Below are 17,724 nucleotides of genomic sequence, written 5' to 3' on the forward strand. Positions count from 1 at the left end.
TAAATAACGTTATTTTTTATGATAGCTTAACTGGTAAGTTATCGATCAGTCTCGCTTTACCTAAATAGGCAGCAGCTAATATAACAATATCTTTATCATTTGGTGATGCTGGTGCTAATGTTTGTGCATGACATAAATTAATATAGTCAGTTTTTAAGCCTGCTTTATCAAGCTTTTCACTTGCTTGCATTACCAATACTGCATAGTCTCTAGCTTGATGACTAGCTCGTAACTCGTCACTTAACCACAATAAAGTTTTGTATAATGTCGGTGCTATTGCTAGCTCTTTTGGTGTTAAGTAACCATTGCGCGAGCTCATTGCTAAACCTGACTGTTCACGGATGATTTCAACAGGAATAATCTCGACAGGCATAGATAAATCTTCAACCATCGTTTGAATCACTTGTAGTTGTTGATAATCCTTAGAGCCAAAACAAGCAACATCAGGTTGAACTAAATTAAACAGTTTACAAACAACAGTGGCTACACCTCGGAAATGCCCAGGACGGCTAGCACCGCAATGCAAGTTTGAAATATTAGGCACTTCTACATAGCTATTTTCACCAAACCCTTTTGGATAGATAATGTCTGCCGTTGGTGTAAATAGTAAGTCAGTATTGACTTTAAGTAGGCTTTCTTTATCCTGGGCTAGCGTTTTAGGGTAATTATCAATATCTTCGCTTAAACCAAACTGCATTGGGTTGACAAAAATACTGACAATAACTTTGTCTGCATGTCGGTGAGCTGCTTTAACTAATGCTAGGTGACCGTCATGTAAATTACCCATTGTAGGTACGAATGCTATAGTTAAACCTTGCATACGCCACGTTTTTACTTGTTCTCGTAGATCTTTAATATTTTCAACTGTGTTCATGGTATTCTCTTAAATATCAGTATGGAAATTTTGAATTACGCTAATGTCTTTATTATAATTCTTTCTCTTTGATACCTGTCTATATCGACTAGTTATTTAAAAATATGTTCTTTACCTGGAAAATTCCCTTCAGATACTTCGCTGATATAAAGCTCAATTGCTTTTTTAATATCACCTGTTTCTTTAATGAAGTTTCGAGAGAACTTAGGCATGTAACTACAAGAAATACCTAAGGCATCATGCATTACTAATATTTGTCCATCGGTATCTTTACCAGCACCAATACCAATAGTTGGAATTGAAACAGCTTCCGAAATGGCTTTACCCAGAGGTGCAGGGATGCATTCTAATACTAATAGTTGTGCTCCGGCGGCTTCTAATGCTTGAGCATCTTCAATCATTACTTTTGCGTGTTCTTCACTACGGCCTTGTACTTTAAAACCGCCAAAAACATTGACTGATTGTGGTGTTAAGCCTAAATGAGCACAAACGGGAATACCACGTTCTACTAAAGCTTTTATAGTACTGGCTAACCAAGTGCCACCTTCCATTTTTACCATACTAGCACCAGCTTGCATTAACTTTGTTGCATTCGTTAACGCTTGCTCTGTGGTGGCGTAGGTCATAAAAGGCATATCACCAATAATGAGTGTATCTTCAACACCTCGCTTTACACATTCAGTATGGTAAACCATGTGGTCAATAGTGACAGGCAGAGTATCATCTCGGCCTTGAAGTACCATGCCTAATGAATCGCCAATTAATATAGCGTGAATTCCAGCTTGATCGAAAAGCTGAGCAAAACTTGCATCATAAGCGGTTATAGTTGAAATTTTTTCGCCTTGTTGTTTCATCTTTAACAAGGTAGATGTGGTTATTTTAGCCATATAGTTCTCAATTCATTTGTTGAGTTAATTGGTTGGGGTTGTTAGTTAAGCTGAGTCTTTACTCAATCGCGCTACTTTCGCACAAATTTTTTTTAACTGCAATGACCAGCTTGTGTTAGCTTAGTTTTATCATTGAGTTGGCAGAAATTTTTTGGCTAAGAAATGTGATTTTTTGGCCATTAGGTAGCTGTAACAAAGGGGAAATTTCAGCTAATGGTATTAAAACAAATTCACGTTCAGTCATACCGTAGTGAGGTATGATTAATCGTTCAGAATTGATAACTTGATTGCCAAATAATATGATATCTAGGTCTAGAATACGAGCACCCCAGCGGTTTTCTTTACGGACTCTGCCAAATTCATTTTCAATAGTTTGTAAAGCGTCTAATAATTCAATAGCTGATAGCGACGTTTCAAGGCACAGCACTGCATTGATATAGTCATCTTGATCTTGAGGGCCCATAGGCTTGCTAAGATATAAAGATGAAACCGAAATAACAGTGCTTCGTGTTATATTTTCTATCGCTTTAATTGCATTTTTAACTTGTTCAATTGGCTCAGATAAATTACTACCTAAACCAATGTATGCAATAGTTGATGGAGTCGTCATTAGCGTTATTATTCAACAGCAGCTGGGCTAGTGGGTTTACGTCGTTTTCTTGGTGTACGTCGTTTGGCTCCTGGTGAGGTTTTGACACCTTTAACCATTTGTTCCTGAGCCTCGTGGCTAACATTTTGAAAGTCCGTCCACCATTTTGATAACTCAGCTAGTTGAGTATTGTTTGTTTCAACTTCAGCACGTAATAATAGAAAGTCGTATCCTGCTCTAAACTTAGGGTGCTCAAAGGTTTTAAATGCTTTTTTGCCTTCTCGACGTTCTAGCTTTTCTTGTAAAATCCAGATGTCTTTCATAACACTTTGAAAACGTTTAGGAATAGCGATGCTTTGCTGTTGCTCTGGCATAATTTCACTTAAAGCTGCAAAAAATGCATCTTGAGGCGACAATTGGCTGTTAGCATTAATTTGACGAATATAGTTTTGTAATGAATACCAAAGCATAGCAGCAAATAAAAATGCCGGTGTTACACGTTGTTCATTATTAATACGATTGTCTGTATTTGTCATTGCTTGAATAATGAAGCGCTCTAGTTGTTCACTATTACCTTCTGAGGGATTATCTAATGCTAGATTAACCGCAGGGAAGAAAAAGCCAAATAATTGATATTTACGTAACTGCTTATAGTTAGCAACAGCTTTGCCAGATATAAACATTTTTAAAAACTCTTCAAACATTCTAGCCGCAGGAATATTTGCCATTAACGGTGCTAATTCTGTTATGGGTTGTTGAGTTTCTTTTGCTATTGTCATATCAAGCTTAGTAGCAAAACGTATAGCACGTAGCATGCGAACAGGGTCTTCTCTGTAACGAGTTTCCGGGTCGCCAATTAAACGAATTACCTTGTCTTTTACATCTTTTACGCCATTAGCAAAATCTAAGACTTTAAAGTCTTTAGATGAGTAGTAAAGGGCGTTGATGGTGAAATCTCTACGTTCAGCATCTTCATCAATAGTACCGTATATATTGTCACGCAATAGCATGCCATCGTCGCTTTGTTTTGATGTTTTGGTACTGTCTTTTCCTTTTTGAACTTCGCTGTCGTGGTGCCCTCGAAAGGTAGCGACCTCAATGATTTCTCGACCAAAAACTATATGTGCTAAACGAAATCTACGACCTATTAAACGGCAATTTCTAAATAAGCCTTTAATTTCGTCGGGCGTTGCATTTGTTGCAATATCAAAGTCTTTAGGTTTTAGTCCCAATAAAATATCTCGAACGCCGCCACCAACAAGGTAAGCATCAAAGCCACCTTTGTTTAGCCGATATAATACTTTAAGCGCATTTGGGCTGATTAATTGGCGAGATACTGGGTGTTGATCACGTGTAAGTACAATGGGTTGTTCAAGTGTTGTTACGTGATTTTTAACGATAGCTTTTTTACTGGTGTTTTTAGTAAAAACTTTTTTACATAAATTAATGACGCGTTTGATAATCGCAAACCTTTTATTAAGAGTAGGAAGTATATGAAAAATTATCTTGTTAGATAAGTGCAATGATATAACAAACTTGTAACAAAGAGAATGAAAAAGCAGCTGTTTTTTATTTACAGCTGCTTTCACTATCACCTCAATGCTATCTTAAGCAATAATATTAATGCTAAATGCATAGACAATAACAAGGTAGTACTTAGATATTTATTATCACTATATCAATTACTACAATAGTATTATTTGGGTCTACTAATCTCAAAGGGATTATTAATAGTAGCGTATTCGGCACCACCAAGGCGCGCTAACGGCTGGATTCTATCGGCATGTACTTTAATGCGTTGCTTTTCATCAATATCAACGACTTTATCATTAATATAAACTTGTTTAACTTCAACGAAAATTAAGCTTTGCGGTACATCACCTAATGGTTTTATTTCATATAACTCACAACCATAAGCAATGTCGCATTGTGCAATTCTTGGTAGTGAAAAATTAGCGAATTCGGTAGTTTCTATTCCCGCATCAGTAAGCTCTGATTCACCATGTGCTAATGTTTGTGCTGTTTGCGTAACTAAACTAGCGTGTTGCTCAGAAGCAATGTGAATAACCACTTTTTCATTTTTAATAATGTTAGCTAAGGTATCCTTATCATCACCGTTAGGTTTCTTTCCTACTGATAGCATTAAAATAGGAGGCGCACTAGATACTGCAGTAAAGTAAGAGAATGGCGCTAGATTAAATGAACCATTACCTGAATCAGTTAAAGCCCAAGCGATAGGGCGAGGAATAATGGTTTGTGTCATTAAGTGGTAGCGTTGGTTAGCGCTAAAGTCAGAAAAATCAAAATTCATATATGAGTCCATATTTTTATTAAGGTAAATATTAGTTTTATCGGGTGATAATTACTTGTCATTTTAGTTAAGCTCAATGTTTATTTCTTTGACCTTAGCTACTTTTTCTCTATCCCAGTGTTTAATTGCCCAATTGATAATGTCGGGAACCTTCTCGTGAACTAAATAGCGGTCAGGGTTTTGTCCTAAAAAGAGAAGGGCGGAAATTAATGCAGGTTGAGGATTGTTATTATCAATCGCTGTCGCTTTATTTTGTTTGCTCAGTTTAAAGCCTGGCTTAGTAACCGCTAGCGGAATATGACCGTACTGAGGCGCTTTTTTATTGAGTGTTGCGTACAAGGTTAGTTGTCTGGCTGTTGGTTCAAGTAAGTCACAGCCACGAATAACATGACTTATATTTTGATAAATATCATCATGAACAACAGCAAGTTGATAAGCAAATAGCTTATCTTTTCGGTGTATAATGAAGTCTTCTTCAGCTAATTTTTTATCGCAACATATATGACCTTGGAAAATATCATTAAATTGATACAGACCATATTGATTAATAAGGCGAGTCGCACTTTCTTCCTTTGAATTTTTTTGAGTACGACAATGCCCTTGATAAATACCACCAAGCTTTTTAATTTCGTTCCGTGTGCATTGACAGTAATAACTTAGCTGCTGTCGTTTTAATTCATTTAAAGTGTGTTTATATCGCGCAGTTTGTTGGCTTTGATATAGAACATCTTCATCCCAATGTAAGCCAAATGCTTCTAGTGTTGTTAAAATAGCGGTACTAGCGCCAACTTTTTCACGTGGAGGATCAATGTCTTCTATTCGAACTAACCATTTGCCTTGGTTACCGTTTGCATCAATGGTTGCTTTAGCATCTAAAAAACTAGCTAATGCTGCGATCAATGAGCCGAAGTGTAGTAAACCAGAAGGTGAGGGAGCAAAACGACCACGATAACTATCTTGCGATGATAACGATGGTCGTTTTATATCTTGAGGTTTTTTCTGTAAAACTTGCAAAACGAATGGCTTAGCCAGCCATTTGACGTTCTTTTATTTCTGCTAATGTTTTACATTCAATGCAAAGATCAGCAGTAGGTCTTGCTTCTAAACGGCGAATACCGATATCAATACCACAAGATTTACAGAAGCCAAACTCATCTTCTTCTATTAACTGCAACGTTTTCTCAATTTTCTTAATGAGTTTACGTTCACGATCTCGGGTACGCAATTCTAAGCTAAACTCTTCTTCTTGTGCTGCTCTATCAACCGGATCAGGGAAGTTCGCTGCTTCATCTTGCATATGAGTTACGGTACGGTCTACTTCTTCACGTAATTGTACACGCCACGCATCTAAAATCTTTTTAAAATGTACTTTTTGGGGCTCACCCATGTATTCTTCATTAGCTTTTTCCTGGTAAGGCTCTACGCCTGCTAATGCTAAAATACCTAATGCTTTATTTTTACCTGTTGGCATGCTGAATCTCCTAATACTACAAATACCAAGGCTGTTTGGCTCTAACACCATTTAACATTTATTCTTGGTTGTAATTGCCAATATCAATGATGTAACTTATTTAATATAGACTTAAAATATCAGGTCTATATTGTATCACATGTGATGAAAATCAATGTTTTCGATTAATAAAAGCGAAAATAAAATTATTAACCTTATTTATCAATATGTTGTTTATCTAAAAAAGTTTGAATTTAACTTAATGAAAAGCGTCGAACTTAAAGTGTTATATAGTACTTCTTTTTTGCGCAAGCATTATTAGCAAGTTTTGTTAGTGTTCGTCAATAACTATTACTGCTTAATGATTATAATTCTCTATTTAATAACCTATATAGAGATAAAAGTCCTTCATATTAATATTGTTCATTTTTTAGTTAATTAAACTATCACTTTGCAATAAGCGGTGGTATAATCTCGCGCCCATTAACTTTGAGTGTTTGACTTTTGTCAGTAGCTTAATGTATTTGGGAAGTCTTTTTAGGCAGTGACGGGTCAAATTTCTGGCCTTGAATTTTAATTTATCTTAATGATTTATATTTATTTTTCTATATCTTGGGAAGTAAGTGGTTAAAAGATAACAGCGGAGCAAAAATCAATGATCCAAATGCAATCACAGCTTAATGTTGCTGATAACAGTGGCGCTAAGCGTGTTCAATGTATAAAGGTTCTTGGTGGCTCGCACCGTCGCTATGCACGCATTGGTGATATCATCAAAGTTGCCGTAAAGGAAGCAAGTCCTCGCGGTAAAGTAAAAAAAGGTGATGTTCACACTGCGGTAGTGGTGCGCACTAAGAAAGGTGTTCGTCGTACAGATGGTTCTGCTATCCGTTTCGATGAAAACGCGGCTGTAATGCTTAATGCAAGCTTACAACCAATTGGTACTCGTATTTTTGGGCCTGTGACACGTGAACTTCGTAATGAAAAATTTATGAAGATCGTATCATTAGCACCAGAAGTACTATAAGGAGTCACGATAATGGCATCTAAGATTCGTCGTGATGATGAAGTAGTTATACTTGCAGGTAAAGACAAGGGCAAAACTGGTAAAGTTACTAAAGTTCTTGTTGAAAGCGGCAAAGTATTCGTAGAAGGCGTAAACTTAATCAAAAAACACACTAAGCCTGTACCACAGTTACAGCAGCCTGGTGGAATTATTGAGAAAGAAGCACCTTTACAAGTATCTAACGTAGCTATCCTTAACCCGAAATCGGGCAAGGCTGACCGCGTTGGTTTTAGATTTGAAGACGGTAAAAAAGTACGTTTCTTTAAATCTGATAACGAATTAATTTAATTGGAGTAAACGATGGCGAAACTGCATGATTTATATAAAGATACAGTTGTAGCTGAGTTGCAAAAGCAATTTGGTTATAAAAGTGTCATGCAAGTCCCTCGGATTGAAAAGATCACCCTTAACATGGGTGTTGGCGAAGCAATTTCTGATAAGAAAGTGCTAGAACACGCCACGAATGATCTTACTGCAATCTCAGGTCAAAAGCCGGTCACGACAGTAGCACGCAAATCAGTTGCGGGCTTCAAAATTCGTGAAGGCTATCCTATAGGCACAAAAGTAACTCTACGCGGCGAGCGTATGTGGGAATTTTTAGAGCGTTTAATCTCTATTTCTATTCCTCGTATCCGTGACTTCCGTGGCTTAAATCCTAAGTCATTTGATGGTCGTGGTAATTACAGCATGGGCGTTCGTGAGCAAATCATCTTCCCTGAAATCAATTATGATAAAATTGATAAAATTCGCGGATTAGATATCACTATTACTACTAGCGCGAAAGATAACGAAGAAGGACATGCTCTATTGTCTGCCTTCAACTTCCCGTTCAAGAAGAAGGTGTAGAGTTATGGCTAAAACGTCAATGAAAGCTCGTGAAGACAAAAGAACTAAGTTAGTAGCACAATACGCTGAAAAGCGTGCTGCGTTAAAAGCAATCATCTCTGGTGTTGATTCTTCTGAAGAAGAGCGCTGGGATGCTGTATTGAAACTTCAAAGTTTACCTCGTGATTCATCAAGTAGCCGTCAACGTAATCGTTGTAATGTTACTGGGCGTCCACATGGTTACTTACGCAAATTTGGTTTAAGCCGTATTAAATTACGCGAAACTATGATGCGTGGTGAAGTTCCAGGTCTTAAGAAAGCTAGTTGGTAATTCACGGGAGTAAATGGTTATGATGACTGATCCTATCGCGGACATGTTTACACGCATCCGCAACGGTCAATCTGCAGCAAAAGTTGCAGTACAAATGCCATCTTCAAAAGTAAAAGTTGCTATTGCAACATTACTTAAAGAAGAAGGTTACATTTCAGAGTTTTCAGTTACTGGTGATGTTAAACCAGAATTAGCTGTAACATTGAAATATTTTGAAGGTAAAGAAGTAATTGAAGTGATCAAACGTGTTTCACGTCCTGGTCTTCGCGTATACAAAAACTGTAATGAACTTCCTAAAGTTCTTGCCGGAATGGGTATTGCGATAATTTCGACTTCTAAAGGTTTGATGACGGATCGTGCTGCTCGCTCTGCGGGTATTGGCGGTGAAGTTCTTGGTTTCGTAGAGTAAGGAGAATAATATGTCTCGTGTTGCAAAAGCACCTGTCGTTGTTCCTGCTGGCGTTACCATTACGTTATCAGGTCAAGACATTACAGTTAAAGGTCCAGTAGGTGAATTATCACGTACAATTCATAATTTTGTTACGGTTTCTCAAGAAGAAAGCGAAATCAAAATTAATATTGCATGTGAAGAAAGAACTGCATGGGCTCAAGCCGGTACTGCTCGCGCTTTAATCAATAATATGGTTGAAGGTGTTAGTAAAGGTTTTGAAAAGAAATTAGTTTTACAGGGTGTTGGTTACCGTGCAAAAGCTGCTGGTAAATCTGTAGATTTATCATTAGGTTTTTCACACCCAATCAGCCACGCAATTCCTGAAGGAATTACTGTTGAAACTCCTAGCCAAACTGAAATCATACTGAAAGGTTGTGATAAGCATTTAGTTGGTCAAACCGCAGCGAACATTCGTGCATACCGTAAACCAGAGCCTTATAAAGGTAAAGGTGTACGTTATTCTGATGAACACGTTCGTCGTAAAGAAGCTAAGAAGAAGTAGGGTAATACTATGGATAAGAAAACATCTCGTTTGCGCCGCGCTAAACGCGCACGTGCAAAAATTAGCGAGTTGGGTGCGAATCGTTTAGTTATATTCCGTACTCCTCGTCACATTTACGCTCAATTGATCGCGCCAACTGGTTCTGAAGTAATCGCATCTGCGTCAACTTTAGACAAAGAAGTTAGTGCACAAATTGAAAACACAGGTAATGTTGCAGCAGCAACTGCAGTAGGTAAAGCAATAGCTGAACGTGCTGTGGCAAAAGGTATCTCTAAGATAGCTTTTGATCGCTCTGGTTTCCTTTATCATGGTCGCGTTAAAGCATTAGCAGAAGCAGCTCGCGAAGCTGGCCTTCAGTTCTAGGGGTTGATAATGGCAAATCATAATCAAGAAAACTCACAACAAAGTGATATGGCTGAAAAGCTAATCGCCGTTAACCGTGTTTCAAAAGTGGTTAAAGGTGGTCGCATATTCAGTTTTACAGCACTAACAGTAGTTGGTGACGGTAACGGTCGCGTTGGTTTTGGCTACGGTAAAGCACGTGAAGTGCCTGCTGCAATCCAAAAAGCAATGGAAAAAGCGCATCGTAACATTGTAAACGTAGACTTGAAGGGTACTACTCTTCAGCATGTCATTATTGGCAAGCATTCAGGTTCTAAAGTTTACATGCAACCAGCTTCTGAAGGTACAGGTATCATCGCCGGTGGCGCGATGCGTGCAGTACTTGAAGTTGCAGGCGTTCAGAACGTATTGTCAAAAGCATACGGTTCTACTAACCCAATTAACGTAGTTCGTGCTACTGTTTCAGCCCTGACGAATATGCATTCGCCAGAAGGTATGGCAGCTAAACGCGGTCTTAGCGTTGATGAAATACTGGGGTAATTAGACATGTCTAAAACAGTTAAAGTAACGCAAATAAAAAGTTCTATCGGTCGTTTACCGAAACATAGAGCTACATTAAAAGGCCTTGGTTTACGTCGTATCAATCATACAGTTGAGTTAGAAGATACTCCATCTGTACGTGGTATGATAAACAAGGTTATTTATATGATTAAGGTGGAGGATTAATAATGCATTTAAATACTTTATCCCCTGCACCGGGATCTAATAAAACTAAAAAACGCTGTGGTCGTGGTATCGGTTCAGGTATCGGAAAAACTGGTGGTCGTGGTCACAAAGGTCAGAAGTCTCGTTCTGGCGGTAGTGTACGTCCTGGTTTTGAAGGTGGACAAATGCCATTGAAACAACGTTTACCTAAATTTGGTTTTACTTCACGTAAATCTTTAGTTCGCGCTGAAGTTCGTTTACATGAATTAAATCTTATTAAAGGTGATGTTGTTGATATTCACGCGTTAAAAGATGCTGGTCTAATCAGCCGTAACATTGAAACAGCAAAAATTATGCTGTCTGGCGAGATTACTCGTAAGATCACTGTTCGCGGTTTAGGCGTAACTAAAGGTGCTCGTGTAGCTATTGAAGCTGCCGGTGGTAACATCGAGGAATAATACAGATTATGGCTACACCAGGAATGGACGCTTCTCAAAAGGGAAGTAAAGGCGCAGGCGGTTTGTCTGAGCTGAAACAAAGATTATGGTTCGTATTCATTGCATTAGTAGTGCTACGCTTAGGATCATTTGTACCAATCCCTGGTATTGACGCCGCTGTATTAGCTCAGTTCTTTGAACAACAAAAGGGCACCATTGTAGAGATGTTTAACATGTTCTCTGGTGGTGCACTTGAGCGAGCCTCGGTATTGGCTTTAGGTATTATGCCGTACATCTCAGCTTCAATTATTATGCAACTGTTAACTGTGGTTAGTCCAAAGTTTGCAGAGCTTAAGAAAGAAGGTGAAGCTGGACGTCGTAAGATCAGTCAATACACACGCTACGGCACATTAGTTCTAGCAACAGTACAGTCGATTGCGATTGCGAGAAGTTTACCGGATATGATGCAAGGGCTAGTAATTAATGCTGGCTTTAGTTTCTATTTTACTGCGGTAGTTAGTTTGGTTACTGGTACCATGTTTTTAATGTGGTTAGGTGAGCAAATTACTGAACGTGGTATTGGTAACGGTATTTCAATCATTATATTTGCAGGTATTGTTGCTGGCATGCCATCGGCTGTTGGTCAAACAGCTGAGATGGCGCGTCAAGGTGAATTGCACTTATTAGTATTATTGCTTATTGGCGCTGTAGTATTTGCAGTGACTTTCTTAGTAGTGTTTGTAGAGCGTGGTCAACGACGAATCGTTGTTAACTATGCTAAACGTCAGCAAGGCCGTAAGGTTTTTGCGGCGCAAAGCACGCATTTACCATTGAAAGTGAATATGGCGGGTGTTATCCCACCAATCTTCGCCTCTAGCCTTATTTTGTTCCCTGGCACGCTTGCGAGCTGGTTTGGACAAGGTGAAGGCCCTGTAGCTGATTTCTTACAAGGTGTATCTCAGGCGATGTCGCCAGGGCAACCTTTGTATGTTTTAATGTTAGCAGCAGCAATTATATTTTTCTGTTTCTTTTATACGGCATTGGTTTTCAATCCGCGTGAAACAGCAGATAACTTGAAAAAGTCAGGTGCGTTCATACCAGGGATTCGTCCGGGTGAACAAACGTCCAAATATATAGATAAAGTAATGACTCGTTTAACCCTAGCTGGTGCGATGTATATTACCTTTGTCTGTTTGGTTCCACAGTTTATGATCATAGCATGGGACGTACAGTTCTATTTTGGCGGTACATCATTATTGATTATCGTGGTTGTGATTATGGACTTTATGGCACAAGTACAAACGCATATGATGTCTCATCAATATGACAATGTACTTAAAAAAGCAAACTTAAAAGGTCACGGTCGTTAGACCGGGCTATTTTAGTTAACGGAGTATAAAATGAAAGTACGTGCATCCGTAAAAAAGATTTGTCGTAATTGTAAAGTGGTTAAGCGTAAAGGCGTTATACGCGTTCTTTGTTCTGAACCAAAGCACAAACAAAGACAAGGTTAGTCTATTTATTGAGTAATAATCGGCAAGTTTGCTTTGTCTAATTCTCAATAATAACTAGTGAAATCTTTTAGGAGTGGCATTGTGCGGATAATTCTGTATAATGCCGCTTCGATTTGCGAAAAACGAGAATGGTTGGGTATCCTAACGGGCTTTCCAACCAATGTAATTTTAATTATTTAAAGGAGATGTGTTAGTGGCCCGTATCGCTGGCATTAACATCCCTGATCGTAAGCATGCAGTAATCGCCATTACTGCGATTTACGGTATCGGCGCTACCCGTGCAAAAGCTATTTGTGCGGCAGCAGGTATCGAAGAATCAACGAAGATCAGTGAATTAGACGAAGCAAAAATTGATTTGCTACGCGCTGAAGTGGATAAATTTACCGTAGAAGGTGATTTACGCCGTGAAGTTTCAATGAACATTAAACGTCTTATGGATTTAGGTTGTTTCCGTGGCATACGCCATCGTCGCAGTCTTCCTTTACGTGGTCAACGCACTAAAACAAATGCGCGTACCCGTAAAGGTCCTCGTAAGCCAATTAAGAAGTAAGAGGGACTAGACAATGGCTAAAACACCCGTACGTACGCGTAAACGCGTAAAAAAACAAGTTGCTGATGGCATGGCTCATATTCATGCTTCTTTCAACAACACAATCGTGACTCTTACAGACCGTCAAGGTAATGCATTATCTTGGGCGACTGCTGGTGGTTCAGGTTTCCGTGGTTCACGTAAATCTACCCCTTTTGCTGCGCAAGTAGCTGCAGACCGCGCAGGCGCTACTGCAAAAGAGTTTGGTTTGAAGAATATTGAAGTGTTCGTTAAAGGTCCAGGTCCAGGTCGTGAATCTGCTATCCGTGCCTTAAATGCTGCTGGTTTTAAAATCACCAACATTACTGACGTTACACCTATTCCTCATAATGGTTGTCGTCCTCCTAAGAAACGTCGCGTTTAATCGTTTATTTAGGATAGTTGGAGAAAGAAAATGGCTAGATATTTAGGTCCTAAGTTAAAACTTAGTCGCCGCGAAGGTACAGATTTGTTCCTTAAAAGCGGTGTTAGAGCAATAGACACTAAATGTAAAATCGAAACAATACCAGGTCAACACGGCGCTCGTCGCGGTCGTTTGTCAGACTACGGTGTTCAACTTCGTGAAAAACAAAAGGTTCGTCGTATTTTTGGCGTACTTGAAAAACAATTCAGTAATTACTACAAAGAAGCGGCACGTCTAAAAGGTAATACAGGTGAAAACTTGTTACAACTTTTAGAAACACGTTTAGATAACGTAGTTTACCGTATGGGCTATGCAAGCACTCGTGCTGAAGCTCGTCAATTAGTTAGCCATAAGGCTATCGTGGTAAACGGCGTAGTAGTAAATATTCCATCTTTCACTGTTAAAGCTGAAGATGTGGTTTCTGTTCGTGAGAAGTCTAAAACTCAAGCGCGTATTATCGCTGCTTTAGATTTAGCCGACCAACGTGAAAAACCACTTTGGGTTGAAGTTGATAACAAAAAACTTGAAGGTACATTTAAACGTGTTCCTGATAGAGCTGACTTATCTGCTGAAATTAATGAACAGTTGATTGTTGAACTTTACTCTAAGTAGTAAAGTTACACTTTAAGAGAGGACATATATGCAGGGTTCTGTAACCGAATTCCTTAGACCACGCATGGTTGGTATTGAAAATATTAGCCCTCGTCGTGCTAAGGTAACTTTAGAGCCATTAGAACGTGGTTTTGGTCACACTTTAGGTAATGCGTTACGTCGTATTCTTTTATCTTCAATGCCGGGTTGTGCCGTAACTGAAGTTGAAATTGATGGCGTTTTACATGAGTACAGTAGTAAAGAAGGTGTTCAAGAGGACATCATCGAAATATTGTTAAACCTTAAAGGGCTTGCTGTTTTATTAGAAGGTAAGAATGAAGCAGTTCTAACCTTAACTAAGTCTGGTGAAGGCCCTGTAACGGCAGCTGATATTCAACATGATGGCGATGTTACAATTGTAAATCAAGATCATGTAATCTGTAATTTAACAGGTGAAGGTTCTATCAGCATGCGCATCAAAATTGAAATGGGTCGTGGTTACGTACCTGCTTCAGCGCGCCGTGATGCCGAGGAAGAAGATCGAGCTATTGGTCGTTTGTTGGTTGATGCCTCATTCAGTCCTGTAGTTAGAATTGCTTATGATGTTGATTCTGCACGTGTTGAACAACGTACAGATTTAGACAAATTAGTTTTAGATATGGAAACCAATGGTACATTGGATCCGGAAGAAGCTATCCGTCGTGCTTCAACTATTCTTGCTGAACAGCTTGATGCGTTTGTTGAACTTCGTGATATTAAAGAAGTAGAGCAAGTGGAAGAAAAACCATTGTTCGATCCAATCTTACTTCGTCCTGTTGATGATCTAGAATTAACTGTTCGTTCAGCTAACTGTTTAAAAGCAGAAGCAATTCAATATATTGGTGATTTAGTACAACGTGCTGAAGTTGAGCTTCTTAAAACGCCTAATTTAGGTAAGAAGTCATTAACTGAAATCAAAGACGTGTTAGCATCTCGTGGTCTATCTCTAGGCATGCGCCTAGAAAACTGGCCACCAGAAAGCATTGTTGACAACGACTAGTTCGATCATCGTTTTTTTAATAGTTTTTTAAGAAGGATTAACACATGCGTCATCGTCAAAGTGGTCGCCAGTTAAACCGTAATAGCAGTCATCGCCAAGCGATGTTCCGCAATATGGCAAGCTCTTTAGTTAAGCACGGCGTTATCAAAACGACTGTAGCTAAAGCTAAAGAACTACGTCGCGTTGTAGAGCCTTTGATTACATTGGCTAAAACCGACAGTGTTGCAAATCGTCGTTTAGCATTTGCTCGTACACAAGACAAAGAAGTAGTAGGTATTTTATTTAACGAACTTGGTGCACGTTACCAAGAACGTCCAGGTGGTTACACTCGCATTTTAAAATGTGGTTTCCGTACTGGTGATAAAGCTCCTATGGCTTATGTTGAATTAGTAGACCGCCCAGCAGTTGAAGACGCTGTTGAAGAAGTTGAAGAATCAGCAGAAGCTTAAGCATTAGTTTAAGTTTCATTCTTTTATAAGAATTAAAAACCGAGCCTTGGCTCGGTTTTTTGTTTCTTGACGTTCGCTATATTTCCCCGTATAAAATACCTTACTTTTTAGCTTATACTAATTGAAGTGATTAATAACATCATTTAGTACTAATATGTGAGCCCAGTATACATGTCATCTCGAAATCCAATTATTGCTGTAACTGGCTCCTCTGGTGCAGGCACTTCTACAACAACTGCTGCATTTGAACATATGTTTAGAACCTTAGGCATTAACTCTGTCAATGTTGAAGGGGACAGTTTTCATCGCTTTTCACGCCCAGAAATGGACCTTGAAAAACGCAAAGCGAAAGAAACCCATTCTAATATCAGTTATTTTGGTGATTTAGCCAATGACTTTGGCGCACTTGAGAAGTTATTTCGTAATTATGGTGAGACAGGTCGTGGGATGACACGACGTTACCTTCATACTTTCGACGAAGCTGTGCCTTATAATCAAATGCCTGGTACTTTTACTCCTTGGGACGAGATAGGTGAGGGAACAGACTTACTCTTCTATGAAGGGCTTCATGGCGGTGTAGTTACACCTGATAACAATGTTGCTAAGCACGTAGATTTACTTATCGGTATGGTGCCTATTGTTAACCTAGAGTGGATTCAAAAAATTGTTCGTGATACGAAGAAACGAGGTCATACTCGTGAAGCCGTTACCGCTAGTATAGTGCGGAGTATGGAAGACTATATATCTTTTATTACACCACAGTTTTCACGTACGCATATTAACTTTCAACGTGTCCCAACGGTAGATACTTCAAACCCTTTCAGTGCAAAAGGTATTCCGAGTTTAGATGAAAGCTTTGTTGTTATACGTTTTCGTGAAATGAAGAATGTCGATTTTCAGTATTATCTACGAATGATAGATGGCTCTTTTATGTCAAGAGTCAGTACATTAGTAGTACCTGGTGGTAAAATGGGGCTAGCTATGGAGTTAATTTTGACGCCATTAATTCGAGATCTAATGGAAAGAAAAACACAAGCTAACAAACAACTCGATTGGATGAGTGATCTATAGGTGGTGTCGTTCGCCTCTAATATACTCTGAAGACTTAATTTAATATAAAATTAATTTGCTGATAAGAATGCAACTGAAGTTAATCTCACATCTTGTGGTTTTCTACGTTTTCCGAGAGTAATTTATTAATTTCAGTATCGAATAAATTTTTGATTAACATTGCAAATTCTTTTATAAACCTAGCTTGCTGTTCTGTTACAGGGTTATTGACTGCTCCAGATAAAACCTCTTCGAGATCATACACAATAGAATCAACTTCACGAATAATGGCATTACGTTGGTTGAAAGATAAGTTTTTATTTTGACCACATACAGCTATTATTTGCTCACTTAATTCAAGCTCAATTACCGCCATAATGGTCTCAGAATTAGTACTCTTAGTCAGTTTATTTTCGAATAAACTTAAGTGCTCTGTTAGATACTCAATTAAATGGATGTAACCTTCATTGTCTGTAACCATAATAATGCTATTAACCTTTATAGTGATAACTATAACTGTACAATTTTTTTATTGTATAAATCAATTGTTAAACTGTTTTTGATTTTTTTTATAGGTAAATAAAAAAGTAATCCACTGAAAATTATAGATAATTTTTTCAAAAAAAAATCATGCTCTAATGTCTTTTTTGTAAATATTTAGATACGATTAATTGTAAACAAATGTAATCTATATGTTTGAGTCGTGTATATTTAGCATCTGTTTTAATTTAGGGTGCCGGTTGCTCCCCAATAAAAAAGGCAAATGAATTAGTCATTTGCGATGAAAAAATAATAATTATATAGAAGGAATTGACATGAATCTGAATAAATCACTCGTTGCACGTTTTGTTAGCTTAGCATTAAGTACAACGACAACGGTTAGTTTAGCAACCACGCTTAGTACACCTGAAAAAATAAAATCACCTCAAAATACGCTTACACAAACTTATGATAATAGGGTTTCTATTAGCGGTATGACAAATCAGTTCGACGCACAATTAGGTAAAACAACCTTTCAATGGGCAACTAAAAAAGCGCTGAAACCTAATGTCAGCGCAATTGCGCCAGAGCATCAAAATACATTTGCAGCTGATTTTTATTTAAACCAATTAACTGGCGCTAAAAAAACAGCAAAGGTTTAGTAGATACTACTTTATTAAATATTCATGACCTAGGCCGTGGAGCTAAAGTTGCGAAATATAAAGAAGAAGTTGCCGGAATTGAAGTTTTCAATAGTGAATAGTGAATATAACATCATGATGGATCGTGATTTTAACCTAGTCGCATCATCAGGTTATTTACTTGGACAAAAAGCAACAAAG

General features: G+C 38.3%; 27 protein-coding genes. 19 read left to right on the plus strand and 8 right to left on the minus strand.

From position 1 onward, the window contains the following. Positions 1–16: 16 nt before the first annotated feature. The 7 genes from panC to dksA all read right to left on the minus strand — a co-directional run bounded on the left by panC (position 17) and on the right by dksA (position 6,132). The gene (gene panC, locus GQS55_RS02560; protein WP_159817685.1) at positions 17–874 is read right to left on the minus strand and encodes a pantoate--beta-alanine ligase; all 858 of its coding nucleotides are present in this window, start codon (positions 872–874) and stop codon (positions 17–19) included. Positions 875–966: 92 nt separating this feature from the next. Further along, the gene (gene panB / locus GQS55_RS02565; RefSeq protein ID WP_159817687.1) at positions 967–1,761 is read right to left on the minus strand and encodes a 3-methyl-2-oxobutanoate hydroxymethyltransferase; all 795 of its coding nucleotides are present in this window, start codon (positions 1,759–1,761) and stop codon (positions 967–969) included. A 115-nt stretch (positions 1,762–1,876) separates the two neighbouring features. Then, positions 1,877–2,371: a 2-amino-4-hydroxy-6-hydroxymethyldihydropteridine diphosphokinase gene (gene folK / locus GQS55_RS02570; protein WP_159817689.1), complete on the minus strand. Its 495-nt coding sequence runs from the start codon at positions 2,369–2,371 to the stop codon at positions 1,877–1,879. An 8-nt stretch (positions 2,372–2,379) separates the two neighbouring features. Beyond that, positions 2,380–3,843, minus strand: a complete 1,464-nt coding sequence (pcnB, locus tag GQS55_RS02575) for a polynucleotide adenylyltransferase PcnB (RefSeq protein WP_442872186.1) — start codon at positions 3,841–3,843, stop codon at positions 2,380–2,382. Positions 3,844–4,046: 203 nt separating this feature from the next. Then, a complete protein-coding gene (locus GQS55_RS02580; protein ID WP_159817691.1) occupies positions 4,047–4,661 on the minus strand; it encodes a flavin reductase family protein in 615 nt (204 codons plus the stop codon). Positions 4,662–4,724: 63 nt separating this feature from the next. Then, the gene (gene gluQRS / locus GQS55_RS02585; protein ID WP_442872169.1) at positions 4,725–5,675 is read right to left on the minus strand and encodes a tRNA glutamyl-Q(34) synthetase GluQRS; all 951 of its coding nucleotides are present in this window, start codon (positions 5,673–5,675) and stop codon (positions 4,725–4,727) included. Between the two features lie 10 nt (positions 5,676–5,685). Further along, positions 5,686–6,132, minus strand: a complete 447-nt coding sequence (gene dksA, locus GQS55_RS02590) for an RNA polymerase-binding protein DksA (RefSeq protein WP_159817693.1) — start codon at positions 6,130–6,132, stop codon at positions 5,686–5,688. 634 nt (positions 6,133–6,766) lie between these two features. Between dksA and rplN the strand changes: the two genes are divergently transcribed. The 18 genes from rplN (at position 6,767) to GQS55_RS02680 (ending at position 16,423) form a co-directional block, all read left to right on the plus strand. Further along, the gene (gene rplN / locus GQS55_RS02595; RefSeq protein ID WP_159817695.1) at positions 6,767–7,135 is read left to right on the plus strand and encodes a 50S ribosomal protein L14; all 369 of its coding nucleotides are present in this window, start codon (positions 6,767–6,769) and stop codon (positions 7,133–7,135) included. Positions 7,136–7,147: 12 nt separating this feature from the next. Continuing rightward, the gene (gene rplX / locus GQS55_RS02600; protein WP_159817697.1) at positions 7,148–7,462 is read left to right on the plus strand and encodes a 50S ribosomal protein L24; all 315 of its coding nucleotides are present in this window, start codon (positions 7,148–7,150) and stop codon (positions 7,460–7,462) included. A 12-nt stretch (positions 7,463–7,474) separates the two neighbouring features. Continuing rightward, the gene (gene rplE, locus GQS55_RS02605) at positions 7,475–8,020 is read left to right on the plus strand and encodes a 50S ribosomal protein L5 (protein WP_159817699.1); all 546 of its coding nucleotides are present in this window, start codon (positions 7,475–7,477) and stop codon (positions 8,018–8,020) included. Between the two features lie 4 nt (positions 8,021–8,024). Then, positions 8,025–8,330, plus strand: coding sequence for a 30S ribosomal protein S14 (gene rpsN / locus GQS55_RS02610; RefSeq protein ID WP_159817701.1), 306 nt, complete (start codon positions 8,025–8,027; stop codon positions 8,328–8,330). Between the two features lie 19 nt (positions 8,331–8,349). Beyond that, complete coding sequence (gene rpsH, locus GQS55_RS02615; protein WP_442872170.1) at positions 8,350–8,739, plus strand: 30S ribosomal protein S8; 390 nt, start codon at positions 8,350–8,352, stop codon at positions 8,737–8,739. A 10-nt stretch (positions 8,740–8,749) separates the two neighbouring features. Beyond that, positions 8,750–9,283: a 50S ribosomal protein L6 gene (gene rplF / locus GQS55_RS02620; protein ID WP_159817705.1), complete on the plus strand. Its 534-nt coding sequence runs from the start codon at positions 8,750–8,752 to the stop codon at positions 9,281–9,283. Positions 9,284–9,292: 9 nt separating this feature from the next. Continuing rightward, positions 9,293–9,646, plus strand: a complete 354-nt coding sequence (gene rplR / locus GQS55_RS02625) for a 50S ribosomal protein L18 (protein WP_159817707.1) — start codon at positions 9,293–9,295, stop codon at positions 9,644–9,646. A 9-nt stretch (positions 9,647–9,655) separates the two neighbouring features. Further along, on the plus strand, positions 9,656–10,165 hold the full coding sequence (rpsE, locus tag GQS55_RS02630) for a 30S ribosomal protein S5 (RefSeq protein ID WP_159817709.1): 510 nt from the start codon (positions 9,656–9,658) through the stop codon (positions 10,163–10,165). 6 nt (positions 10,166–10,171) lie between these two features. After that, the gene (gene rpmD, locus GQS55_RS02635; RefSeq protein ID WP_159817711.1) at positions 10,172–10,351 is read left to right on the plus strand and encodes a 50S ribosomal protein L30; all 180 of its coding nucleotides are present in this window, start codon (positions 10,172–10,174) and stop codon (positions 10,349–10,351) included. Positions 10,352–10,353: 2 nt separating this feature from the next. After that, the gene (gene rplO / locus GQS55_RS02640) at positions 10,354–10,788 is read left to right on the plus strand and encodes a 50S ribosomal protein L15 (RefSeq protein WP_159817713.1); all 435 of its coding nucleotides are present in this window, start codon (positions 10,354–10,356) and stop codon (positions 10,786–10,788) included. A gap of 8 nt (positions 10,789–10,796) precedes the next feature. Beyond that, positions 10,797–12,137, plus strand: a complete 1,341-nt coding sequence (gene secY / locus GQS55_RS02645) for a preprotein translocase subunit SecY (RefSeq protein WP_159817715.1) — start codon at positions 10,797–10,799, stop codon at positions 12,135–12,137. A gap of 30 nt (positions 12,138–12,167) precedes the next feature. Then, positions 12,168–12,281: a 50S ribosomal protein L36 gene (rpmJ, locus tag GQS55_RS02650; protein WP_130603190.1), complete on the plus strand. Its 114-nt coding sequence runs from the start codon at positions 12,168–12,170 to the stop codon at positions 12,279–12,281. Between the two features lie 193 nt (positions 12,282–12,474). Next, the gene (gene rpsM / locus GQS55_RS02655; protein WP_159817717.1) at positions 12,475–12,831 is read left to right on the plus strand and encodes a 30S ribosomal protein S13; all 357 of its coding nucleotides are present in this window, start codon (positions 12,475–12,477) and stop codon (positions 12,829–12,831) included. Positions 12,832–12,844: 13 nt separating this feature from the next. After that, complete coding sequence (gene rpsK, locus GQS55_RS02660; RefSeq protein WP_159817719.1) at positions 12,845–13,234, plus strand: 30S ribosomal protein S11; 390 nt, start codon at positions 12,845–12,847, stop codon at positions 13,232–13,234. 30 nt (positions 13,235–13,264) lie between these two features. Beyond that, entirely contained in the window at positions 13,265–13,885 is a 621-nt protein-coding gene (gene rpsD, locus GQS55_RS02665) for a 30S ribosomal protein S4 (RefSeq protein ID WP_159817721.1), read from the plus strand. A gap of 28 nt (positions 13,886–13,913) precedes the next feature. Then, positions 13,914–14,903, plus strand: a complete 990-nt coding sequence (locus tag GQS55_RS02670) for a DNA-directed RNA polymerase subunit alpha (RefSeq protein ID WP_159817723.1) — start codon at positions 13,914–13,916, stop codon at positions 14,901–14,903. A gap of 44 nt (positions 14,904–14,947) precedes the next feature. Continuing rightward, positions 14,948–15,352, plus strand: coding sequence for a 50S ribosomal protein L17 (gene rplQ, locus GQS55_RS02675; RefSeq protein WP_159817725.1), 405 nt, complete (start codon positions 14,948–14,950; stop codon positions 15,350–15,352). Positions 15,353–15,523: 171 nt separating this feature from the next. After that, positions 15,524–16,423 (plus strand): phosphoribulokinase, encoded by a 900-nt coding sequence (locus tag GQS55_RS02680; RefSeq protein ID WP_159817727.1) that lies wholly within the window; start codon positions 15,524–15,526, stop codon positions 16,421–16,423. Between the two features lie 85 nt (positions 16,424–16,508). On the opposite strand, the gene GQS55_RS02685 is transcribed toward GQS55_RS02680, so the two are convergent. After that, positions 16,509–16,883 carry a DUF3802 family protein gene (locus GQS55_RS02685; RefSeq protein ID WP_159817729.1) on the minus strand — a complete coding sequence of 125 codons (375 nt, stop codon included), beginning with the start codon at positions 16,881–16,883 and terminating at the stop codon, positions 16,509–16,511. 334 nt (positions 16,884–17,217) lie between these two features. Here GQS55_RS02685 and GQS55_RS02690 point away from each other — a divergent pair, with 334 nt between their 5' ends. After that, positions 17,218–17,544, plus strand: coding sequence for a hypothetical protein (locus GQS55_RS02690; RefSeq protein WP_159817731.1), 327 nt, complete (start codon positions 17,218–17,220; stop codon positions 17,542–17,544). Positions 17,545–17,724: the final 180 nt, after the last annotated feature.

Source organism: Colwellia sp. 20A7, assembly GCF_009832865.1.
In the GTDB taxonomy this organism is placed as follows: Bacteria; Pseudomonadota; Gammaproteobacteria; order Enterobacterales; family Alteromonadaceae; genus Colwellia.

Bases quoted from the DNA above. Each gene is read 5' to 3' on its own strand.
- panC (WP_159817685.1), bottom strand. From the start codon at position 874: ATGAACACAGTTGAAAATATTAAAGATCTACGAGAACAAGTAAAAACG.
- panB (WP_159817687.1), bottom strand. From the start codon at position 1,761: ATGGCTAAAATAACCACATCTACCTTGTTAAAGATGAAACAACAAGGC.
- folK (WP_159817689.1), bottom strand. From the start codon at position 2,371: ATGACGACTCCATCAACTATTGCATACATTGGTTTAGGTAGTAATTTA.
- GQS55_RS02580 (WP_159817691.1), bottom strand. From the start codon at position 4,661: ATGAATTTTGATTTTTCTGACTTTAGCGCTAACCAACGCTACCACTTA.
- dksA (WP_159817693.1), bottom strand. From the start codon at position 6,132: ATGCCAACAGGTAAAAATAAAGCATTAGGTATTTTAGCATTAGCAGGC.
- rplN (WP_159817695.1), top strand. From the start codon at position 6,767: ATGATCCAAATGCAATCACAGCTTAATGTTGCTGATAACAGTGGCGCT.
- rplX (WP_159817697.1), top strand. From the start codon at position 7,148: ATGGCATCTAAGATTCGTCGTGATGATGAAGTAGTTATACTTGCAGGT.
- rplE (WP_159817699.1), top strand. From the start codon at position 7,475: ATGGCGAAACTGCATGATTTATATAAAGATACAGTTGTAGCTGAGTTG.
- rpsN (WP_159817701.1), top strand. From the start codon at position 8,025: ATGGCTAAAACGTCAATGAAAGCTCGTGAAGACAAAAGAACTAAGTTA.
- rpsH (WP_442872170.1), top strand. From the start codon at position 8,350: ATGATGACTGATCCTATCGCGGACATGTTTACACGCATCCGCAACGGT.
- rplF (WP_159817705.1), top strand. From the start codon at position 8,750: ATGTCTCGTGTTGCAAAAGCACCTGTCGTTGTTCCTGCTGGCGTTACC.
- rplR (WP_159817707.1), top strand. From the start codon at position 9,293: ATGGATAAGAAAACATCTCGTTTGCGCCGCGCTAAACGCGCACGTGCA.
- rpsE (WP_159817709.1), top strand. From the start codon at position 9,656: ATGGCAAATCATAATCAAGAAAACTCACAACAAAGTGATATGGCTGAA.
- rpmD (WP_159817711.1), top strand. From the start codon at position 10,172: ATGTCTAAAACAGTTAAAGTAACGCAAATAAAAAGTTCTATCGGTCGT.
- rplO (WP_159817713.1), top strand. From the start codon at position 10,354: ATGCATTTAAATACTTTATCCCCTGCACCGGGATCTAATAAAACTAAA.
- secY (WP_159817715.1), top strand. From the start codon at position 10,797: ATGGCTACACCAGGAATGGACGCTTCTCAAAAGGGAAGTAAAGGCGCA.
- rpmJ (WP_130603190.1), top strand. From the start codon at position 12,168: ATGAAAGTACGTGCATCCGTAAAAAAGATTTGTCGTAATTGTAAAGTG.
- rpsK (WP_159817719.1), top strand. From the start codon at position 12,845: ATGGCTAAAACACCCGTACGTACGCGTAAACGCGTAAAAAAACAAGTT.
- rpsD (WP_159817721.1), top strand. From the start codon at position 13,265: ATGGCTAGATATTTAGGTCCTAAGTTAAAACTTAGTCGCCGCGAAGGT.
- GQS55_RS02670 (WP_159817723.1), top strand. From the start codon at position 13,914: ATGCAGGGTTCTGTAACCGAATTCCTTAGACCACGCATGGTTGGTATT.
- rplQ (WP_159817725.1), top strand. From the start codon at position 14,948: ATGCGTCATCGTCAAAGTGGTCGCCAGTTAAACCGTAATAGCAGTCAT.
- GQS55_RS02680 (WP_159817727.1), top strand. From the start codon at position 15,524: ATGTCATCTCGAAATCCAATTATTGCTGTAACTGGCTCCTCTGGTGCA.
- GQS55_RS02685 (WP_159817729.1), bottom strand. From the start codon at position 16,883: ATGGTTACAGACAATGAAGGTTACATCCATTTAATTGAGTATCTAACA.
- GQS55_RS02690 (WP_159817731.1), top strand. From the start codon at position 17,218: ATGAATCTGAATAAATCACTCGTTGCACGTTTTGTTAGCTTAGCATTA.